This is a genomic window from Mycobacterium sp. RTGN4 (assembly GCF_033804635.1).
Taxonomy (GTDB): domain Bacteria; phylum Actinomycetota; class Actinomycetes; order Mycobacteriales; family Mycobacteriaceae; genus Mycobacterium.
The window spans coordinates 491,620-509,012 of record NZ_JAPZLB010000001.1; the positions used below are offsets into that span (position 1 = coordinate 491,620).

The 17,393-nt window shown below is 64.6% G+C and carries 21 protein-coding genes, 4 tRNA genes and 2 pseudogenes; 16 read left to right on the forward strand and 11 right to left on the reverse strand.

Translation table 11 applies throughout. The features are described 5' to 3' along the window. Window positions 1–8: 8 nt before the first annotated feature. Window positions 9–1,421, reverse strand: a complete 1,413-nt coding sequence (locus SLQ30_RS02315; RefSeq protein WP_319445218.1) for a PLP-dependent aminotransferase family protein — start codon at window positions 1,419–1,421, stop codon at window positions 9–11. A 660-nt stretch (window positions 1,422–2,081) separates the two neighbouring features. On the opposite strand from SLQ30_RS02315, the gene SLQ30_RS02320 reads away from it, so the two are divergent. The 9 genes and pseudogenes from SLQ30_RS02320 to SLQ30_RS02360 all read left to right on the forward strand — a co-directional run bounded on the left by SLQ30_RS02320 (window position 2,082) and on the right by SLQ30_RS02360 (window position 8,980). Continuing rightward, the gene (locus SLQ30_RS02320; protein WP_319445219.1) at window positions 2,082–2,297 is read left to right on the forward strand and encodes a hypothetical protein; all 216 of its coding nucleotides are present in this window, start codon (window positions 2,082–2,084) and stop codon (window positions 2,295–2,297) included. A 35-nt stretch (window positions 2,298–2,332) separates the two neighbouring features. Next, complete coding sequence (locus SLQ30_RS02325; RefSeq protein ID WP_413467898.1) at window positions 2,333–2,737, forward strand: cupin domain-containing protein; 405 nt, start codon at window positions 2,333–2,335, stop codon at window positions 2,735–2,737. Window positions 2,738–2,788: 51 nt separating this feature from the next. After that, window positions 2,789–3,190 (forward strand): annotated as a pseudogene (locus SLQ30_RS02330) (cupin domain-containing protein); the annotation flags it as partial. A 661-nt stretch (window positions 3,191–3,851) separates the two neighbouring features. After that, window positions 3,852–4,232, forward strand: a complete 381-nt coding sequence (locus SLQ30_RS02335; RefSeq protein ID WP_319445221.1) for a nuclear transport factor 2 family protein — start codon at window positions 3,852–3,854, stop codon at window positions 4,230–4,232. A 34-nt stretch (window positions 4,233–4,266) separates the two neighbouring features. Continuing rightward, window positions 4,267–5,037 carry an SDR family NAD(P)-dependent oxidoreductase gene (locus SLQ30_RS02340; RefSeq protein ID WP_319458303.1) on the forward strand — a complete coding sequence of 257 codons (771 nt, stop codon included), beginning with the start codon at window positions 4,267–4,269 and terminating at the stop codon, window positions 5,035–5,037. 144 nt (window positions 5,038–5,181) lie between these two features. Further along, on the forward strand, window positions 5,182–5,769 hold the full coding sequence (locus tag SLQ30_RS02345; protein WP_319445222.1) for a GNAT family N-acetyltransferase: 588 nt from the start codon (window positions 5,182–5,184) through the stop codon (window positions 5,767–5,769). Between the two features lie 35 nt (window positions 5,770–5,804). Beyond that, complete coding sequence (locus tag SLQ30_RS02350) at window positions 5,805–6,722, forward strand: TIGR03564 family F420-dependent LLM class oxidoreductase (protein WP_319445223.1); 918 nt, start codon at window positions 5,805–5,807, stop codon at window positions 6,720–6,722. Beyond that, window positions 6,722–8,143 carry a dihydrolipoyl dehydrogenase gene (gene lpdA, locus SLQ30_RS02355; protein WP_319445224.1) on the forward strand — a complete coding sequence of 474 codons (1,422 nt, stop codon included), beginning with the start codon at window positions 6,722–6,724 and terminating at the stop codon, window positions 8,141–8,143. Before SLQ30_RS02350 ends, lpdA begins: the two co-directional genes overlap by 1 nt. Window positions 8,144–8,326: 183 nt before the next feature. Then, the gene (locus SLQ30_RS02360; protein WP_319445225.1) at window positions 8,327–8,980 is read left to right on the forward strand and encodes a TetR/AcrR family transcriptional regulator; all 654 of its coding nucleotides are present in this window, start codon (window positions 8,327–8,329) and stop codon (window positions 8,978–8,980) included. Window positions 8,981–9,136: 156 nt separating this feature from the next. Here the strand turns inward: SLQ30_RS02360 and SLQ30_RS02365 are convergent. Then, window positions 9,137–9,208 (reverse strand) — tRNA-Val (locus SLQ30_RS02365). A 108-nt stretch (window positions 9,209–9,316) separates the two neighbouring features. On the opposite strand from SLQ30_RS02365, the gene SLQ30_RS02370 reads away from it, so the two are divergent. The 4 genes from SLQ30_RS02370 (at window position 9,317) to SLQ30_RS02385 (ending at window position 10,261) form a co-directional block, all read left to right on the forward strand. Then, window positions 9,317–9,820: a DUF6636 domain-containing protein gene (locus SLQ30_RS02370; RefSeq protein WP_319445226.1), complete on the forward strand. Its 504-nt coding sequence runs from the start codon at window positions 9,317–9,319 to the stop codon at window positions 9,818–9,820. Window positions 9,821–9,999: 179 nt separating this feature from the next. Then, window positions 10,000–10,072 (forward strand) — tRNA-Gly (locus tag SLQ30_RS02375). Window positions 10,073–10,099: 27 nt separating this feature from the next. After that, window positions 10,100–10,173: transfer RNA gene (locus tag SLQ30_RS02380), tRNA-Cys, on the forward strand. A 13-nt stretch (window positions 10,174–10,186) separates the two neighbouring features. After that, window positions 10,187–10,261: transfer RNA gene (locus SLQ30_RS02385), tRNA-Val, on the forward strand. 105 nt (window positions 10,262–10,366) lie between these two features. On the opposite strand, the gene SLQ30_RS02390 is transcribed toward SLQ30_RS02385, so the two are convergent. Then, a complete protein-coding gene (locus SLQ30_RS02390; protein ID WP_319445227.1) occupies window positions 10,367–10,699 on the reverse strand; it encodes a YnfA family protein in 333 nt (110 codons plus the stop codon). Window positions 10,700–10,908: 209 nt separating this feature from the next. Here SLQ30_RS02390 and SLQ30_RS02395 point away from each other — a divergent pair, with 209 nt between their 5' ends. Then, window positions 10,909–11,175 (forward strand): hypothetical protein, encoded by a 267-nt coding sequence (locus SLQ30_RS02395; RefSeq protein WP_319445228.1) that lies wholly within the window; start codon window positions 10,909–10,911, stop codon window positions 11,173–11,175. A gap of 484 nt (window positions 11,176–11,659) precedes the next feature. On the opposite strand, the gene SLQ30_RS02400 is transcribed toward SLQ30_RS02395, so the two are convergent. Next, entirely contained in the window at window positions 11,660–11,806 is a 147-nt protein-coding gene (locus SLQ30_RS02400) for a hypothetical protein (protein WP_319445229.1), read from the reverse strand. A gap of 346 nt (window positions 11,807–12,152) precedes the next feature. Between SLQ30_RS02400 and SLQ30_RS02405 the strand changes: the two genes are divergently transcribed. Beyond that, on the forward strand, window positions 12,153–12,449 hold the full coding sequence (locus tag SLQ30_RS02405) for a hypothetical protein (RefSeq protein ID WP_319445230.1): 297 nt from the start codon (window positions 12,153–12,155) through the stop codon (window positions 12,447–12,449). Between the two features lie 147 nt (window positions 12,450–12,596). Here SLQ30_RS02405 and SLQ30_RS02410 read toward each other — a convergent pair whose 3' ends face one another. Together SLQ30_RS02410 and SLQ30_RS02415 are read right to left on the reverse strand one after the other, a co-directional pair. After that, complete coding sequence (locus tag SLQ30_RS02410) at window positions 12,597–13,793, reverse strand: RNA polymerase sigma factor (protein WP_319445231.1); 1,197 nt, start codon at window positions 13,791–13,793, stop codon at window positions 12,597–12,599. Continuing rightward, window positions 13,790–14,227 (reverse strand): YciI family protein, encoded by a 438-nt coding sequence (locus tag SLQ30_RS02415; RefSeq protein WP_319445232.1) that lies wholly within the window; start codon window positions 14,225–14,227, stop codon window positions 13,790–13,792. Before SLQ30_RS02415 ends, SLQ30_RS02410 begins: the two co-directional genes overlap by 4 nt. A gap of 254 nt (window positions 14,228–14,481) precedes the next feature. Here SLQ30_RS02415 and SLQ30_RS02420 point away from each other — a divergent pair, with 254 nt between their 5' ends. Continuing rightward, entirely contained in the window at window positions 14,482–14,742 is a 261-nt protein-coding gene (locus SLQ30_RS02420) for a hypothetical protein (protein ID WP_319445233.1), read from the forward strand. A 26-nt stretch (window positions 14,743–14,768) separates the two neighbouring features. Here SLQ30_RS02420 and SLQ30_RS02425 read toward each other — a convergent pair whose 3' ends face one another. From SLQ30_RS02425 to SLQ30_RS02445, 5 genes and pseudogenes are all read right to left on the reverse strand, one after another. Further along, window positions 14,769–14,960 (reverse strand): hypothetical protein, encoded by a 192-nt coding sequence (locus SLQ30_RS02425; RefSeq protein ID WP_319445234.1) that lies wholly within the window; start codon window positions 14,958–14,960, stop codon window positions 14,769–14,771. A gap of 25 nt (window positions 14,961–14,985) precedes the next feature. Next, on the reverse strand, window positions 14,986–15,906 hold the full coding sequence (locus tag SLQ30_RS02430) for an LLM class F420-dependent oxidoreductase (RefSeq protein WP_319445235.1): 921 nt from the start codon (window positions 15,904–15,906) through the stop codon (window positions 14,986–14,988). An 86-nt stretch (window positions 15,907–15,992) separates the two neighbouring features. Then, a pseudogene (locus tag SLQ30_RS02435) lies at window positions 15,993–16,418 on the reverse strand (MaoC/PaaZ C-terminal domain-containing protein); the annotation flags it as partial. Beyond that, window positions 16,415–16,888: a MaoC family dehydratase N-terminal domain-containing protein gene (locus tag SLQ30_RS02440; RefSeq protein WP_319445586.1), complete on the reverse strand. Its 474-nt coding sequence runs from the start codon at window positions 16,886–16,888 to the stop codon at window positions 16,415–16,417. The gene SLQ30_RS02440 and the pseudogene SLQ30_RS02435, both read right to left, overlap by 4 nt. Before the next feature lie 82 nt (window positions 16,889–16,970). Further along, window positions 16,971–17,384 (reverse strand): nuclear transport factor 2 family protein, encoded by a 414-nt coding sequence (locus SLQ30_RS02445; RefSeq protein WP_319445236.1) that lies wholly within the window; start codon window positions 17,382–17,384, stop codon window positions 16,971–16,973. Window positions 17,385–17,393: the final 9 nt, after the last annotated feature.

A 17,393-nucleotide genomic window follows, 5' to 3' on the forward strand; every position in this document is an offset into this window, starting at 1 on the left:
GGCCCATCTCAGGGCAGCATTCGGACCAAGGCATCCAATGCCGCTGACCACGCGCTCGGCGCGGGAGCTGCAAACCCGACCACCAAGCCGTTCCGCTCGCTGCCGGCTTCGGGATGACGATACCGATCAAGCCCCGCAACGCCCATCCGTCGCCACACGAGTTGCCGACACAGCACGCTCTCGTCGGCCCCGGCAAGTTCAAGCATCACCTGCAGACCCGCGGGCATTCCTGCCACAGTGGTCGTCGGCGACGACGCTGTCACAGCGGCGACCAGTTGCTCTCGGCGGCGCCGGTACTGGGCGCGCATCGTGCGAATGTGCCTGTCGTAGGAACCAGACTCGATGAACTCCGCCATCGCCAACTGGTCCACGAAGCTGCAGGTCTCTTCGCGATCGCCCCGCTGCCTCCCCACCGCATCGACGAGCCGGTTCGGCAACACCAGCCACCCGAGCCGAAGCCCCGGCGCCAGCGATTTGCTGGCCGTCCCCATGTAGATGACACGTTCAGGATCCACACCGTGCAATGCACCAACAGGGCTGCGGTCGTAGCGGAACTCGCCGTCGTAATCGTCTTCGATGATCACGCCGCCGGTACGTCGCGCCCAGTCAACGACCGCCGCGCGGCGGTCGGAATGCAAGGACACGCCGAGCGGGAACTGATGCGACGGGGTGAGCAGCACACCGCCCACATCTGCCATGCTGTCGAGCGCCATGACATCAGCACCATTTGCGTCCACTGTCATTGGGGGGCAACGTAACCCGGCTCGAGCGAGTGACGCCCACTGGGTGTCCAAGCCAAATTCCTCGACGGCAACGGCGGCGACTCCGGTTTCTGCCAGCGCGCCGGCCACCAGGTGCAATCCTTCGGCGGCGCCGCTGCAGATCACGATGTTGGACGGCCGGGCCCGAACGCCGCGCGCACGGGCCAGATACTGCGCAAGGGCGTTGCGAAGCTCTGGCCGCCCCTGCGGTTCCGTGTAGCCGAATGCCTCGAACGGTGCGGCGCTCAACCCGCGCTTGACCGCACGACTCCACTCCGCCCGCGGAAACGAGGCCAGGTCTGGATGTCCCGGTTGAAAGTCGTGGTCCAACTGGCGCTGCCCCCGTCTCCTTGGCGATGGAGCGACGGGCGGGATGAGTTCGGCCGCACGTTGGGCAACCAACGTGCGGGACGCATGCTGCGACGTCAGCCAGCCCTCGGCGATGAGCTCTGCGTATGCAGCGGCGACGGTGTTTCTCGCAACACCAAGATCGGCAGCGAGCGCGCGACTCGAGGGCAACTGGAGGCCCGGCGCCAAACGCCCCGAACGGATCGCATCGCGAATGGCTTCCATCACGCCGTCGCGGAGCCTGCCGCCGGGGCGATCCAGGTGGAGGTCCAACCCGGCGACCGCGCTATGCGGTCCGGAATCGTCGTGCATATCGACGCTCGAGGTGGTTACCAATGGTGGCACCCGCAATCGCAAGGGGCCACCCGACCCACGACGCTACCCGCATCAGCGATCCCGTCCATCGCGTCTTCTCCCCTGAAAAGCGGTATCAAGAATACGCCGGAGCATCGACGGTGAAGGTTGCTGGTGCTAGCTTTTTCTGACGTCGACGAAGTGGCTGTCCAGTGGTTACGCGATGGACAGCTCCGCCGGTGACATGTCGTGGGAATCAGCGCACGGGCTGGTGGCCGTCGCCCCGCTGTATCCACCTTGAGTTGCCCTTCATTCGGTACCAGACGCCAATCACCATTGTGGACCATTTGGTCCCTATTTCAAGGCCGGGGCCGACTTCGATGCGACCATCACCTGACTGCCGTCGGGGAACGCACCTCAGTGACCCATGTTGAAGGAAAGGAAATGGACCTAATAGTCCGCATTGGTTTCCCTGGCGGTCAGCTGCCCGGCAATGACATCGCGCGGTGTCGATCACCGGGTCAAGCGCGGGTACGCCGCTATGCCTTGGTACTCACCCGGGTGATTTAGCTCGCCGGGTGATGACGACTTACCCCCGGTCGGTGAACTCTGGCTCTGCAGAGGACGAACGGAGGGTATATGGAGCCGACGATGTACCAGATCTGCATTCGAGGTCGCGTGAGCGAGCGACTCGGATCCGCGCTAGAGGGGATGCGTCTGAGGTCCAGTGCGACCGAAACCGTGTTTACTGGCGAAATCCGGGATCAGTCACAGCTTTACGGGCTGCTGGACCGGGTCCGCGATCTCGGACTTGAGCTCGTCAGCTGCCAGCCGTTGTCTTCGGCTGATCCGATACCCGACGAAGAGGATGGCACGGAAGGCGTCAAGAAGTGACCCGAAGATCACTATTCGTCGTACTGGTCGCTGGTGTGTTGATCGCGCCTGCGGCCCGCGCCGAGCCGCCGCAGCATCCAGGTCAGAACCCGGTTGTCCGTGCAGTTTTCGATCAAGCGAGTAACCTGCCGGGCAAATCACTGCAGGCAGTGACGGTGAGCTATCCACCGGGAGCCAAAAGCGCCGCTCACCACCATGCGAAATCAGCCTTCATCATGGCTTACGTGGTCTCTGGAGCGATCCGCAGTGAACTCGAAGGTGAGCCTGCACGTGTCTATCACGCCGGCGACACGTGGAGTGAAGCGCCGGGTGCGCACCACACGATCAGTGCAAACGCCAGCGCCATTGAACCTGCTGAACTGCTCGCAGTCTTCCTGCTCGATAGCGGAGACGGACCACTCACCACCGACGACATCGTCGGCGAGGAGCCACCCCGCTAGCGATGACGCCACCATCGTCACCACTCGATACTCCGACTTAGGGGATTCCAAATGCTGCAGGACATGCCTGGTTCCCAGTCGAAATCTACGATGAACGTGCTGCAGGAAGTGCGGTCTGCGTTGATTCCCGGCGATGCCGACGTGATGACGGTCCTCATCAATCATCCGCCGGGCGCCCCAGGTAATCCCCCACACCGCCTTCCTGGCGGTCCCGGATTCGGTTACATGATTTCCGGTGAGATGCTCTTCGAGCTCGAGGGGGAAGCTCCACGGGTGCTCCGTGCGGGAGATGCGTTCTGGGGACCAGGCGGCGACGTGATCCATTATCAGGACGCCAACAATCGCGCCGACATTGCTTGTAGCTTCGTGCTCACGATATTGCGCAAGCCCGGGCAACCTTTACTCGAGCAGGTCTCCGAAGAGGAGCTTGAGGACCGAAAGCGCCTGCGCGTCATGCGGACCCATACCAGCGCTGAAGCGACCGGCCGCGATTCAGGAGGCGCGCGAGCAGACCAATGGCGCGAGGCAACTCGCGAGCTGGTGTTGATGGGCGCCACCGCGACGGCCGCGGCTCACCCGCCGCACTCGCACGGATCCGTCTCGATCACGTTGACCGGCAGCGCTTTGTCGAACGACCTGTTGCTTGCCGACTCAGGCAACATCGCACTGGCATCCCTCGGCGACCACACAACCGCACGCAGTCACCCGATGAAGGTGATACCGATGCGACTCGACATCCTCAGCGAGTTACCCGCGATCCGTGTGCTAGGACGTGGCGTGACCGAGCCGACGCAACTCCGGCTAGTGGTCGAATTGACTACCCGCAACCCGCATACCGACGCCACTTCAGTGATGGCATGCGAGTTTCGTTCTGTTCTCCTCGATGTGCGGGCTCCGCTCGCCGTACTGGATTTCCAGCCACAGTAGGAAAAGCCGCACCGCTAACGACCACCCCTACCCGGGTCTTCACTGCGGCGCTGCTCACCCGGGTGAATCGTTGGCCGGGGTGACGACGGCTCACCCCTTGAGGCGGCACGCTCAGTACGACCAAAAGTTCGCGGCTACGACTCCGCCAATTGGCAGCGACACCGAAATGACAAGAAGGAGAGGGAAAGTGAACGATATCAAGCAATCCGCCGAAGACCTGGCCATCCTCGAACAGCTCAACAACGACTACGTCCACTCCGACCAGTTCTGTGATGTCAGGCGCTTCAGTGAGTTCCTCGCCGAAGACTTCATCGTGCAGACGCCGGGCGTCACCCGGAACCGCGACGAGTTCCTCGACTACATCGCCAAGCCGCGCCCTTTCAAGGAGCTCGCCGTGCACGACGTCAACATCCGCATTCTCAGTGACGTTGCTCTGATCCACGCGCGCGCCACCTACACGATGCTCGCCGATGGAGTGAACCAAGACGCCCTATACACGGACACGTACCAAAAGCGCGACGGTACCTGGGTCTGTGTCGCAGCCTGCGCGATCGCACCGGGCGCCTGACCGTCGGCGAGCACCACCAGAAAGGAACCTGGACATGCATTTCGAGGGCAAGAAAGTCGTGGTCGTCGGCGGCAGTGCCGGCATGGGCCGGCAGGTCGCGATCGACATAGTCGATCACGGCGGGGGCGCCGTGATCGTCGGACGTTCGAATCCCCGAGTCGACGACACCGTGGCTGAGTTGACGAGTCGGGGTGGGGAGGCCGGGGGCCTCGCCCCGGCCCGGGCGGATAGCGCCCCGCTCGCCGGCGGCCCGCGCGGGCGGTGCGCGCGGGCCGGCGACGCCCCACCGGAGGTCCACCCGGCCGGCTTATTGATCCCGAAGCCGTTTCTCGAGTACGACGGGGCGTTCTACGACTCCTACATGGAGCTCAACTACGCCCTGTTCTTCCTGACCCAGACCGTCGTCGAGGGCATGATTGCCCGCGACGAGGGCGGGTCCATCGTCAACATCGGCAGCATGTGGGCACATCAGGCGATCGGCGTGACCCCATCGTGCGGGCACTCGATGCAAAAGGCCGGGCTGCATGCGCTCACCCATAACCTGGCCATCGAGCTTGCCGAGCACCAGATCCGCGTCAACGCAGTGGCGCCCGCAGCCGTCAAGACCCCTGCACTCGAGCGGTGGGTTCCAAAGGACGAGATCGAGGCCACGCTTGACACTTTCGCGCCGTTTCACCCTTTGGGACGAGTCGGCACCCCGGATGACGTCGCCAACGCCGTCACGTATCTGCTCTCCGATGAGGCCAGTTGGGTCACCGGCGCGATTCTCAACGTCGACGGCGGCGTCATGGCCGGCCGCAACTGACGTCGCCGCGACCAAAACGCAAGTGTGCCTTGCAAATGAACGAAAGGCGACGGTGGCCCAGAGCTATGCAAACGCTTCGACGTGAAATTCCCTGATGAACCCATTTGACGTTGAGCCGTCAAGGTAAGCCGGAAGGAGTAATCGATGTACGAGGATGGTCACGTCGAGGTGGTGGCGGGAACCGACGAGCTGAACACCAAGCGCTTGAGAATGCGCCCGTGGACGGGTGACGACGCCGAAGCCGCACTCGGGATCTTCGGCCAGCCGGAAGTGGCGCGCTGGCTGACCCCGGCGGTGCCGCGCGTGGCCGATCGCGACGAAATGCGCCAATTGTTAGACCGGTGGATCACCGAACACGATGAGGCCGGGCTGCCACTGGGCCACTGGACGATCGAGCTCCGCGACAGTGGCCGCGTCGTCGGAGCGGTCTCGTTGCTGCCATTGCCACCCGGCTGCACCGACCTCGAGATCGGCTGGCAAATCAGTCCGACGGCCTGGGGGCACGGATTCGGTGCCGAGGCCGGGCATGCGGTGGCGCATCAGGCTTTCGCCCAGGGTGTGTCAGAGGTGTTCGCAGTCGTCCGGCTGGGCAACACCCGCGGTTTCGCGACCGCACGCCGCGTCGGAATGGAATGGGTCGGTGAGACGGACAAGTACTACGGCCTCACCTTGCAGATCTACCGACTCAGCGCACCCGACCTCGACTATCCCGAACCCACCGCGGGGGTATGACCCGCGGTTGCCCAAGCCAAAGGAGATGGAGCGCCATGCCGACTGGAATCGTATTGCACGCCAACCCGCAAGCACCCAATCGTGTCGACGACGTGGTGGCTCAGGCCACGCGTGCAGACGAGCTGGGCGTCCGCCAGGTCTGGCTCAGCCAGAACAACGATCACGACGCGATCGCGCTCGCCGCCGTGGTCGGCGCGGCCGTACCGGGCCTGGGCGTCGGCACGTCGGTGGTGCCGATCAACCCGCGTCACCCGCTGATCGTCGCGTCGCTAGCGCAGACCGCGCAGGCCGCGTCGCACGGAAACTTCAGTCTCGGGCTCGGATTGGGCGGGCATGAGCCGGAGCGGCAGGCCTTCGGGACGTCGTGGCCCAACCCGATCACGCGCCTTCGCGAGCACCTGACGGTGCTGAGGTCCGTGTTCGATAGCGGAGCGGTCGACTTCAGCGGTGACGAGATCAGCGCACATCCCGTATGGCCGGTACAGGTGGCCGGGGGCACGCCCGTCCCGGTGTACGTGGCCGCGATGGCCCCAAGGGCGTTACAGGTCACCGGCGAGTTGGCCGACGGCACCATGCCGTACCTCGCCGGTCCGCGGACCATCGCAGAGTTCATCGAACCGGCCATCGCGAAGTCGGCCGCCGATGCTGGACGGCCGAAACCCAGGCTCATCGCACAGGTTCCCGCAATCATCTGCACCGACGTTCAGGCGGGAAAGGACTTCGCGGCCGAGCGATTGAACTTCTTCGAGACCATTCCGTCGTATCAAAAGGTAATTGCGCGAGAGGGAGTCGCTGGCGCGGCAAACCTTGCGGCGGTGGGTACGGCGGAATCGATCAGGCATCAGCTTCAGAGGCATCTGGATGCGGGTGCGACTGACGTCGTGCTGAGCGGGCTGGCCTGGACGGACGCCACCGCAGCCGAAGATCTCTGGGCGCTCGCAGCCTCGCTCTGATGGGTCGATCCATGCAGTATGACGTCGTAGTACTCGGCGCAGGTTCGGGCGGTTACGTGGCCGCAATCCGCGCTGCGCAGCTGGGTCTGTCGGTGGCCATCGTCGAAGCCCATTACTGGGGTGGGGTGTGCCTCAACGTCGGATGCATCCCGTCCAAGGCGCTACTGCGCAATGCAGAAATTGCCCACCTCCTGCGCACCGACGCCGACAAGTTCGGCATCGAAGGCGCCACCACGATGCGCTACGACGCGGCCTTCGAACGTTCCCGGCAGGTCGCAGTCGAAAGAGTGCGCGGGCTGCGATTCCTCATGCGCAAGAACAATATCGATGAATACGAAGGCGAGGGAATCTTCGTCGACCGCCACACGATGCGCATCAAGGGCCAGGACGTCGACACGCAAATCACATTTGACGCTGCGATCATCGCCGCTGGCGCCATCCCGCGGCTGCTACCCGGGACCAGCCGCGGGCCTCGGGTGCGCACCTACAAGGAACAAATCATGTCCCGCGAGCTCCCGACGTCGATCGCGATCGTTGGAGGCGGCCCAATCGGTGTCGAATTTGCCTACCTGCTAGCCAATTACGGTGTCGGGGTATCTGTGATCGAAAGCCTGCAACGCGTGCTCCCCAACGAGGACGTCGATGTCTCCAACGAGCTCGCCAAGGCCTTCCGCAACCTGGGCATCACCATGCTGGTCGGTGCGCGCATCGAGGCGCTGACCGAAACTGCCGACGCCGTCACCGTTACCTACCGCAGGCCCGGTGCCGCCGAAGCCGACATCCTCACTGTCGATGTCGTGTTGCAGGCCATCGGATTCGCGCCCAATACCACTGGCTACGGGCTCGAGAGCTTGGGCGTGGCGATCGACCCTCGCACCGGTGGCATCGTCATCGACGACGTCATGGAAACCACTGTGCCTGACGTGTATGCCGTCGGCGACGTCACCGCAAAGCTGATGCTCGCCCACGTGGCAGAGGCTCAGGGCATCGTCGCCGCCGAAACTATCGGCGGCGCACCAACTTTGGCGTTGACCAACTACGCGATGATGCCGCGCGTGACCTTCTGCCAACCCCAAGTCGCCAGTTTCGGCCTGACCGAAGCGCAGGCCCACGCCGACGCTGCGGCGCGCGACTGTGACATCGCGGTTGCCAAGTTCCCGTTCCGCGCGAATGGAAAAGCCCACGGCTACGGCGACGCGACCGGATTCGCCAAGGTTATCGCGGACCGTGCGCACGGAGAGTTGCTCGGAGCGCACCTGGTTGGTGCCGACGTCGCCGAACTGCTGCCCGAACTCACCTTGGCCCAACGCTGGGATCTGACCGTCGAGGAACTGGTCCGCAACGTCCACACCCACCCGACGTTGTCCGAGGCGCTGCAAGAAGCCTTTCATGGCCTGACCGGAAAGATGATCAACTTCTAGTGACAGATGCGCCGCACAACTGCGGACCGGATGGTCCACGCGCAGGATATCTCAGCGCCGCAGGCTATCTCGGCGCGCAGCGACCGCAGCCGCGGCTCGGCCGGTAGTGTCGCGCCGGTGACTAGCGGTGAGCGTCCGGCGCGGCGGCGAATGACCGCACGCGGGGAAGCGACCAGGGCCCGCATGATCTCGTCGGCCGCAGAGCTGATGTACGTCCGCGGCGTCAACGCAGTCACCCTCGACGACGTGCGCGCCGCGACGGGCACCAGCAAGTCCCAGCTCTACAAACACTTCCCGGACGGCAAGCCTGAATTGGTGCGCGCGGTGGTGGATTTGCGCGCCGAACAGATCCTGGCACGCGAAGAACAGCGCCTGGGACGGTTGAAGTCCATCAGCGGGCTGCGGCGCTGGCGCAACGCCATCGTCCAAGCCGCTGGCCTACGCGGCGGCGCGTACGGCTGCACTCTGGGCAACTTGGTGGTGGAGCTTGCCGATCAAGATGAATCGGCACGCACCTCGCTGTCGGAGCACATTTCCAATTGGGAGGGGCTGCTGGCTGCGGGACTTCGGCGCATGCAAGACGATGGGATCCTTGCGCCAAAGGCCGACCCGGATGCGTTGGCCACGGGGCTCATGGCCGCATTGCAGGGCGGCTACCTGCTGGCCCAAGCCGATCATGATGTCGCCCCCCTCGCGACTGCGCTCGACATGGCGCTGGCCCATGTCGAAAGCCTGACAGTTCCTTCCACGAAGACAGTCAGGCCACAGAAAGCGGCTGCGGCTTCACGCCGTGCGAGCACGACCCAGGCGCGCCGCAGACCCGGCATAGAACGCTAAACACTTCGGCCGAAACCCGCGCTTGAAAACCGGTAGGTAAGCGTCGCGGCCGCGGGTCATCGTGACGTAGAGCAGTGCGCAGGTGGTGTTTCGCTGAGATCTGGCACGACTCAGAGTGGGGATGGCAAAATACCCACTGAACTGGGGTTTTGAGGGTGGTCCCGGCTGGTATCGAACCAGCGACCTTCCGCGTGTGAGGCGGACGCTCTCCCACTGAGCTACGAGACCCGGGAGCACCGATCAGTGATCGATGGACGACGAAGATTAACACGGCGCGCTACGAGGCCGGGAATCTCGAGGACGCAACGCGCGATAACGCCGGCGAATCGTCACGCCATGACGCTTCGAGTCGGCCTCGATGTGCTCGCCCTCGGCGCAGGTGCGCTGGCCGGTTGCGGCACCCAGGGTCCTGCGTCCACCACGTCGTCGGCCGCGACAACCTCGGCCGGGACGACGTCGGGCACTCCGTCGTCGACCGGCACAGCTGCCTGCGAAACGACTGAGCCCGAAGCGATTACCGAGCTCGTCGGCTTCATCTCCCCCAGCGACAACGTGGGCTGCATGCTGGACCCGACCTACGTCCGATGCGACATATCCGAACATGACTGGTCGCCGCCTCCGAGGCCCGCGGACTGCGAGTTCGACTGCGGGCAGGGCATCAACATGTCGGCTGGCGAGCGGCCTGCGTTCAACTGTGCGGGCGACACCGTGATGGGTGCCGGCGCGCCGCTGGCGTACGGCAAGTCGATCACCAAGGGCAATCTGACCTGTGCGAGCGCGAAGGTAGGTATCACGTGTCGGGACAGCGCGACTGGCCATGGCTTCACGACCGCGCGGTAGGCGTACAAGGTGTTCTGAGCGCGTACGCAGGTCACGCCCACCGGTCGGCCGTGCGGGCGACATCGCGCGGACGATCGAATCGGCCGAGCACGATGCCCGATCGTCGAGGGATTTGTGCGGCCTCACGTGCTTGGACTAATGTTGCGCTTCGCGACGGGCGACGATCTCGCCCGTGGCACGCGGATGTAGCGCAGTTGGTAGCGCACAACCTTGCCAAGGTTGGGGTCGCGGGTTCGAATCCCGTCATCCGCTCGAAGGTGCATTGGCATCAACCCCAACGGTGGAGTGGCCGAGTGGTGAGGCAACGGCCTGCAAAGCCGTGCACACGGGTTCGATTCCCGTCTCCACCTCCAAGAAGGTACCCCGGCGCGATTAGCTCAGCGGGAGAGCGCTTCCCTGACACGGAAGAGGTCACTGGTTCAATCCCAGTATCGCGCACCAGTTAGTTTGCAGGTCAGAGGCCGTTTTACGGCTCGGAAATCGCGGACACGAGCTCTACATGACCTCGCCGCAGCAATCCCGCCGCAGCTGATGCGACCAATTTCTCTACGCTCCGCGTGGCGCGTACATGATTACCGCTACCCCTGCCAAGCAAGCCAACGCACCGATGACGTCCCAGCGGTCGGGTCGGAAGCCGTCTAAGGCCATTCCCCAGGCGAGCGAGCCAACCACGAACACACCACCGTAGGCCGCCAGGATCCGGCCGAAATGTGCGTCGGGCTGCAAGGTGGCGACGAATCCATAGGCCCCCAAGGCGACCACACCGAGGCCCACCCATATCCATCCCCGGTGCTCGCGGATGCCTTGCCACACCAGCCAGGCGCCCCCGATCTCGAACACTGCGGCCACGACGAACAACAGGATCGAACGCAGCACCATGGTGTTGACCCTATGAGACGTTCGGCGGTGACGCTGCGGCTCCAGCCATCCAGCCCCCGACCACGGCGCTCCCAGTGGCGGGCCGAGTCGTGCGGCCAAGCGTGGCTGAGTAGCTACGTGAACTGACAGGTCGAGATCAGCTGGGTCAAGGCAAGCGAGCGTTCACTCGAAGAGCCTCATTTGCCCTTTCGCCAGATCGGAATCGTGACATGCGCTACAACGCAAGGGTGTTCGCCGCGGTCATCGGCGGCAGCGCCGTGGTAACCCTCGGTGCGCTGGACACCGGCGTCGTGCAGGGCCACGTCCCGCCAGCATCAACGTACGAATCGTCGCATATGACGTTGGGCTCGACCAGCACTGCGACGGTGGCTCCGAACGCCCCTACCGAAGGTGAGGCCGCACCGGCGATCCGGGGGCCGGCACAACTTCCGACCGAGGAGCAGGGCCTCACGGGCATCGAGGGCCGCCACCGCTGAAAGTTAGGCCGGGAAGGTACCGGCGCGCGGCGGCGACAGTCTCGATGAGGCGGTTCGATATCCGCTCCGCAGGTGGCCCGAGTCGGCCTCGGTTTCCGACCGAATGAACCAAACGCCGCTCGCTTGCGTCTGAACATGTGGGTCGGATTTTCACTCGGACCCTTCGGCTCTCCCCGATGGCTCTCCCAGGGCGGCCCGAACACTTGTTCACAAGAGCCAACAAGCAAACAGCGAACTCAATTGCGCAAGTCGAAAATTCGCTAGCCGCAATGTATTTGACAGTGTGATCCTGTTCACATCAGTCCATTTGTGGTGGATCTGCCGGTCCCTATGTCAACCGGCCACCGCGACACGACCGGTCAAATCCCACAACATTGGCCAAACAGGCGTTTGCTTAAACGTCAATTCGGCAAACTCATTTTTGAGGCCAGGCGCGGACGAACTGGGGGTTGTCATGACGGAGCAACTGCAGACCGTGGGAGAGCTACAACCCGCCGGAGAAGTGCGGTTCCGACGAGAAGGCAACCGGCTGTGCGTCGACCACGCGACCCCGGTCATGTGGTTCGCCCGCCATGCTCTTGAGCGCACCCGCGCGAACCCAGACATCGGCCTGAGTTTCGACGGCACCCACGTGACCCTCCACGCCCCCAATGGGCGATGGATTTGGAAGCTAACCGGCCGCAGCCGGTGCCATCGTTACAGTCCTGACGCCGAACTCCTCGTCATGGTCGAAGGCATCTGGCCAGACTAAAGGCGGTCCGCGTCGCTACCAATGCGCGAATGCGCCACCCAAACCCATTGCGCCCGTGGCCGATCCGACTTCCTGGAGCCCGATCGCTCGAGGCCAAGACATACCGAGCGTGACGCATTCCCTCTTCGTCGGCTACGCGTCCGACACTAGGCCCCGACGGCTTACGCTCAGTGCGCGCGCGTAGAAACACCTAGACTGCAGGCAGTGCTCTCCTCGGGGGTGGGGTGTGGGTAAACGGGTCTCCCTGTACGCATTGGTCGTGATGTTCGGCGCCGCCTTTGGTGCGGTCGGCATGGGGCCACGCCAGTGCGGCGTCTACGGGTTCTGCACGGGCGGGTACAACAGCACGTGGCAGATGTGGCTGTTGGGCGCGGGTGTCGGGGCGTTGGTCGGTGTCGTTGGGACGGCTGTGATCGACATCGTGATCAACGGCCGGTACGTGTTGGAAAATCGCCAGCAGGCCAAGCTTCGGCGCAGGCGTGAGGAGGCCGCCCGGCGCCAAGCGCCGGACGGCAACGCGTGAACATCGCGCCTTGAAAGGCCCCGACGGTTCGTGCCGAGAACCCGCGAGACCCGTCAGCTTCTAGCCTGGACCAATGTCGGTGACCGTGATTGCCCTTGCGGATGCCCAGGTGGGCCAACGCATTTAGCAACTCATGGTTCCGACCGGCTACGTCTCGGGATCGCGCAGTATCTGGTGGAGCCGGGCGGCTTGGCGGGTGAGGTGGTCTCGTTCGGCGAGGTTCGGAGCAATCTCAGCCGCCTCGACGTAGAGCCTCGCCGCCGTGACGAGGTCACCGTCCTGCTCGTGTAGGAAGGCGGCCGCCGCGCGGTGGCGAGGTACTGCTGGGTCGACGTCGGCGAGGGCGGCGAGCCCGGCGCGGGCACCGTCTGCCTGACCGACCGCGACGGCGCGATTGAGTCGGACGACCGGACTGTCCGTGAGGTCGAGCAACTCGTCGTACCACTCGACGATCTGCACCCAGTCGGTCTCCTCGACTGTGCGCGCATCGGCGTGCAGGGCGGCGATCGCGGCCTGCGCCTGGTACGGGCCGAGCGCATCACGCTCGAGGGCCGCCTGGAGCAGGTCGACGCCTTCGGCGATCATTTCTCCGTTCCATCGGGTGCGGTCCTGCTCCGCGAGCGGGACGAGGCTGCCATCGGCGCGGGTGCGCGCATCGTGCCTGGCGTAGTGCAGCAGCATCAATGCGAGCAATCCGCCGACCTCGGCGTTGTCACTGATGGCGGCGAGTCGCCTAGTGAGCCGGATGGCCTCCGCGGCGAGGTCGACGTCGCCCGAATAGCCCTCGTTGAACACCAGATACAGCGTCGTGAGCACGGTGCCCAAGTCACCGGACCGATCGAAGCGGACGTCGGAGACCGCGCGCTTCGCCCGGCTGATTCTCATGCCCATGGTCGTTTCGGGCACGAGGTAGGCAGCAGCGATCTGGCGGGTGGTGAGCCCTCCGACTGCGCGCAGGGTCAGGGCGACCGCCGACGCCGACGTCAGCGCGGGATGGGCGCACAGGAAATACAGCTCGAGCGTGTCGTCGGCATCCTCGGTGGGGCCGGGCGCAGGTTCTGCGAGCAGGCGTTCCTCGCGGCCGCGGCGGGCCACGTCGGACCGGACCACGTCCAGGAACTTCCGCCACGCGACGGTGATCAGCCAGCCCTTGGGATCGTCCGGCGGGTCGGAATCGTCCCCCGTCGCTCCGCTCGCCCATGCGGGCCAGCTGCTGATGGCCGCGACCAGAGCCTCCTGAACGGCGTCCTCGGCCGTCGCGAAGTCAGCTCCGCGGCGGACGAGAACGCCAAGCACGGCGGGAACGAGCTCGCGCAGCGGGGCGGCGCTCGGCGCGTCGGTCACTCGGTGACGGTGGGCGGCGCGGCGAAGAAGGGCCGGAGTTCGAGCCATTCGTAGATGGGCTCACCGTTGTGGCCCGGGGCCGCCGACAGCTCGCCAGCCAATTCGAGCGCCCGCTCATAGCCATCGACGTCGATGACCATCCAGCCGGCGATCAGATCCTTGGTCTCGGCGAATGGGCCGTCGGTCACGGGTGGACGGCCCGGCCCGTCGTACCGGACGAAGGTGCCCTCGGGTGAGAGCGCCTGCTCGTCCACGAACTCCCCGGACTGCTCTAGCCGCGCGGCAAAGTCGTTCATGTACTTCACGTGTGCGTCGATCTCCTCAGGAGTCCACTGGTCCATCGGGAGGCCGTGCGACCAATCGGCACCGGGCACGTTGAGGTTGTCGGGGCTGCTCGAGCGGCGGTAATGCTTGAGCAACAGGTACTTGGCCATTCTGATCTCCTCTATTCGATGCGGCCCATTCTGGCCGCGCTCACCCCTGGGACGGAGCTGCGGGAGACTTCTCGACATCCCCTCGCAAGATTTCTACCCGGGACGCCCGCTGTCTCCAGAGCGCTAGCGGCGTCGCGGTTTCCTTGAATTGTTGCTGAGAAGGTTATGAGATTGTTCTTATTGCAGCTTGATTCACAATTTTAAGTGTGGACCTCTTTGCAGAATCGGAACACACTTGTACAAACAACACATCGATGGGAGGCAACGAAGTGGTCGATTATCAAGAAGAACAGGTAAGCGCGCTGCGCGAAGTCTCGGCGGCCGGGGCCAGCCTGCAAGCGGCCAAGCGCACACACTCCGTCACTTCCGTCGCGCGCGCCGAACGGCAGCTGCACGCCGCGGTCGACGTCGCGCGGGACCTCGATGTCGAATGGGGCCGCATCGGTTCCGCACTGGGAATTGCGCGCGGATGTGCGTATCAGCGCTATCGAAAGCGGGCTGCCCACGCCGCGTGAGCGCTCAGGCGCAACGGAATAGGGCGCTAGGAGGACTTGCCGCGGCGCCAACCGAAGACCGCAACGGCGACGCCGACCAACGCCGTGATCGGACCGATCACCGACCACGTCGTGGTGTTGCTCATGGGACTGCCACCCAGCACGCCGAACCCCTGCAGTGCCCACAGCGTGCCGAACAGGGCGAGCACGATACCGATTGCCACGATGATGATGCGCATGCCATCGAGCATGCCACTTCATCGCTTAGAGCACGTCGATGACTTCGACCCGGAAGCGGTCGATGGTTTCGAGTGCGTGCTGCACGCTGTCCCCGGGCAGGTGTACGTGCACCCAGGTCACGCCAAGCGCTTCGAGCGCCTTGAGTCCGGCGATGTGCGCAGCCGCGTTGAAGTCGTCTTCTCCGGCGTTGCCGCCCTCGAAGTTGGTGAACGCGATGTCCAGCTTCGACCAGTCGCGGCCGGCGGCGTCACACCGACGGCGCAGATCGCCGATCGCCTTTTCGAGCGCCTCCACGGAATCCATCGCGGCCGTCTTGGCGGTCTGCGCGAGGGCCTTGGGGGCCGCGAACGGGCACCAGCCCTCGCCGCGGTCGACCACGCGCTGACGCGCGGCGCCGGTGTTACCGCCGATCCAGATGGGAGGCCGAGGAGTGCTGACCGGCCGCGGATGCGCGGTGATGCCGACCGCATTGAAATGCCTGCCTTCATACGACACGTCGTCACCCGTCCAGATTGCGTCGATGACCTCCAACGCCTCGTCGAACAACTCCGCGCGCTGCTCGTAATCCACGCCAAGCGCCGCGAATTCCTTGCGGAGGTACCCGACCCCGACGGCGAGCGTGAACCTACCGTCTGACAGTCGGTCCAGCGTGGCCCCAGACTTGGCCACTACGAACGGATTTCGATACGGCAGCACCACGATGTTGGGAATCAACCGGATCGTCGACGTGTGCGCGGCCGCAAAGGCCATCGCCACGAACGGGTCCAGCGCGTCGTGCCCGCCGGCGTCGAGCCAGCGCTGCGTCGGAGCGGGGTGGTCCGTGAAGCCGAATCCGTCGAAGCCCGCCGCCTCGGTCGCCGTAGCCAACTTCACCACACCCGCCCCCGACGCGAACTCCGGGTGATACGGGTGGCTATGCATCGGGTAGGTGATTGTGAACTTCATTCTCGTATGTTGCCAGGCCTGTTCTCGTCGATGCGAACCGGGTATGTCATCGCCAAATCGGGCTGGTTCTTGCGGTTCAGCGCCTTGGTTACGTCGACCGTCACGTCTGCGGGGCAACACAACTCCCCACGCTGGTTGACCACGTCCACGTGCAGGTCGACCAGCCAGCGGTCGGGCTCGCGGCGCTTGCCGGTGACCCGACCGCGGCCCGTGACGGAGTCGCCCGCGTAGATCGACTCGATGAGCGTGAGCTTTCGCCGAACCACCCTGCTGTAGGGCCCCGCCCAGTCGGTGACCACACGGTCGACGAATCCGGCGACGTGCATGGTGTTGACGAAGATCGTCGGCTGGCCGTGCGCGCGTGCATAGTCCGGGTCGAAGTGACCGGGAAAGTAGTCCCACGTCGAGCCTGGGTTCATGACGACCCGCTGGTAGCTGATCGGGCCGTCGACGACGTCGGGCAGGTCGAAGGGCACGACGACGGCCGCCCAGTCCAGCCCGCCCGCCGTCACGCCTGCTCTTTCGGGGTGAACCTGAACAGCGTATTGCGGTTCATCGCAACCGGATTGCCGTCGCCGCGATAAAAGGTTTCCAACGTTTGTACGAAGTGTCCCGTACCGAGTCGAGTGCGTTTCTCCGGGGAGATCGACACGACCTCCTCCACGACGGTGAGCCGATCGCCCTCCAGTATCGGATCGAGCAACTCGACCTCGTTGGAGGCGTTGATGAAAGTCGTTCCAGGAAGCGGAATTCTGGTCGCGAGCGACGGCGTCGGCGGTCGGCCATTGGGCTGCCACGGCGTCGGGATGAGCCAGCCCATCAACAGGGCCGGAGGCGCCATCAACCCGCCCCAGACCTCCGCGGCGAACTCGGCATCCCAAAACCCCGGATTGGCGTCCTGGATGGTCGCGGCGAACATCTGAATTCGCGCAGCGCTGACGGCACTCGCCGCGACGCGCGGCGCTGACCTAAAGCCGACCATCTTCAGCCCGTCTTCATAAGTGCCGAAGGCTAACTCGGCGTTCACTTCAGTGGCTCCGCTACCGCGGCGACCCGGATCCTGTTCACGACGTGGTGGCCGAAGGGTTCGATGCGCTGTCCCACGCCAATGTTCGGCTGGCGTAGTACCAGCCACCGCGTTCGTAGATCAACGCATCGCGGTAGGTGCCGACCGCGGAAACGGATCCCGAGACATCGAATCGTATTGCCACACAATGTTGCGTCGCGTTCACCCCGTCGACGTCGATCTCATGATCGACGGTAATCAGCCGGCCCGCGCCACCATCGAAGGCCTCCCAAATCTTGGAGTACGTCTGACCACCGACGGTGAGCGTGGCGCCGGAGTGCTTGAAGGTGGCCAGCCACTGCACCCGGTCTCCTGCCGAGTACAACCGGTTGTGGCGTGCGTCGAGGTTGAGAATCGCTGCGCGCGCTGCGGTGCTCTCGAGGACGTGCTGCTGCTGATAACCGAACGACATGCCGATCTC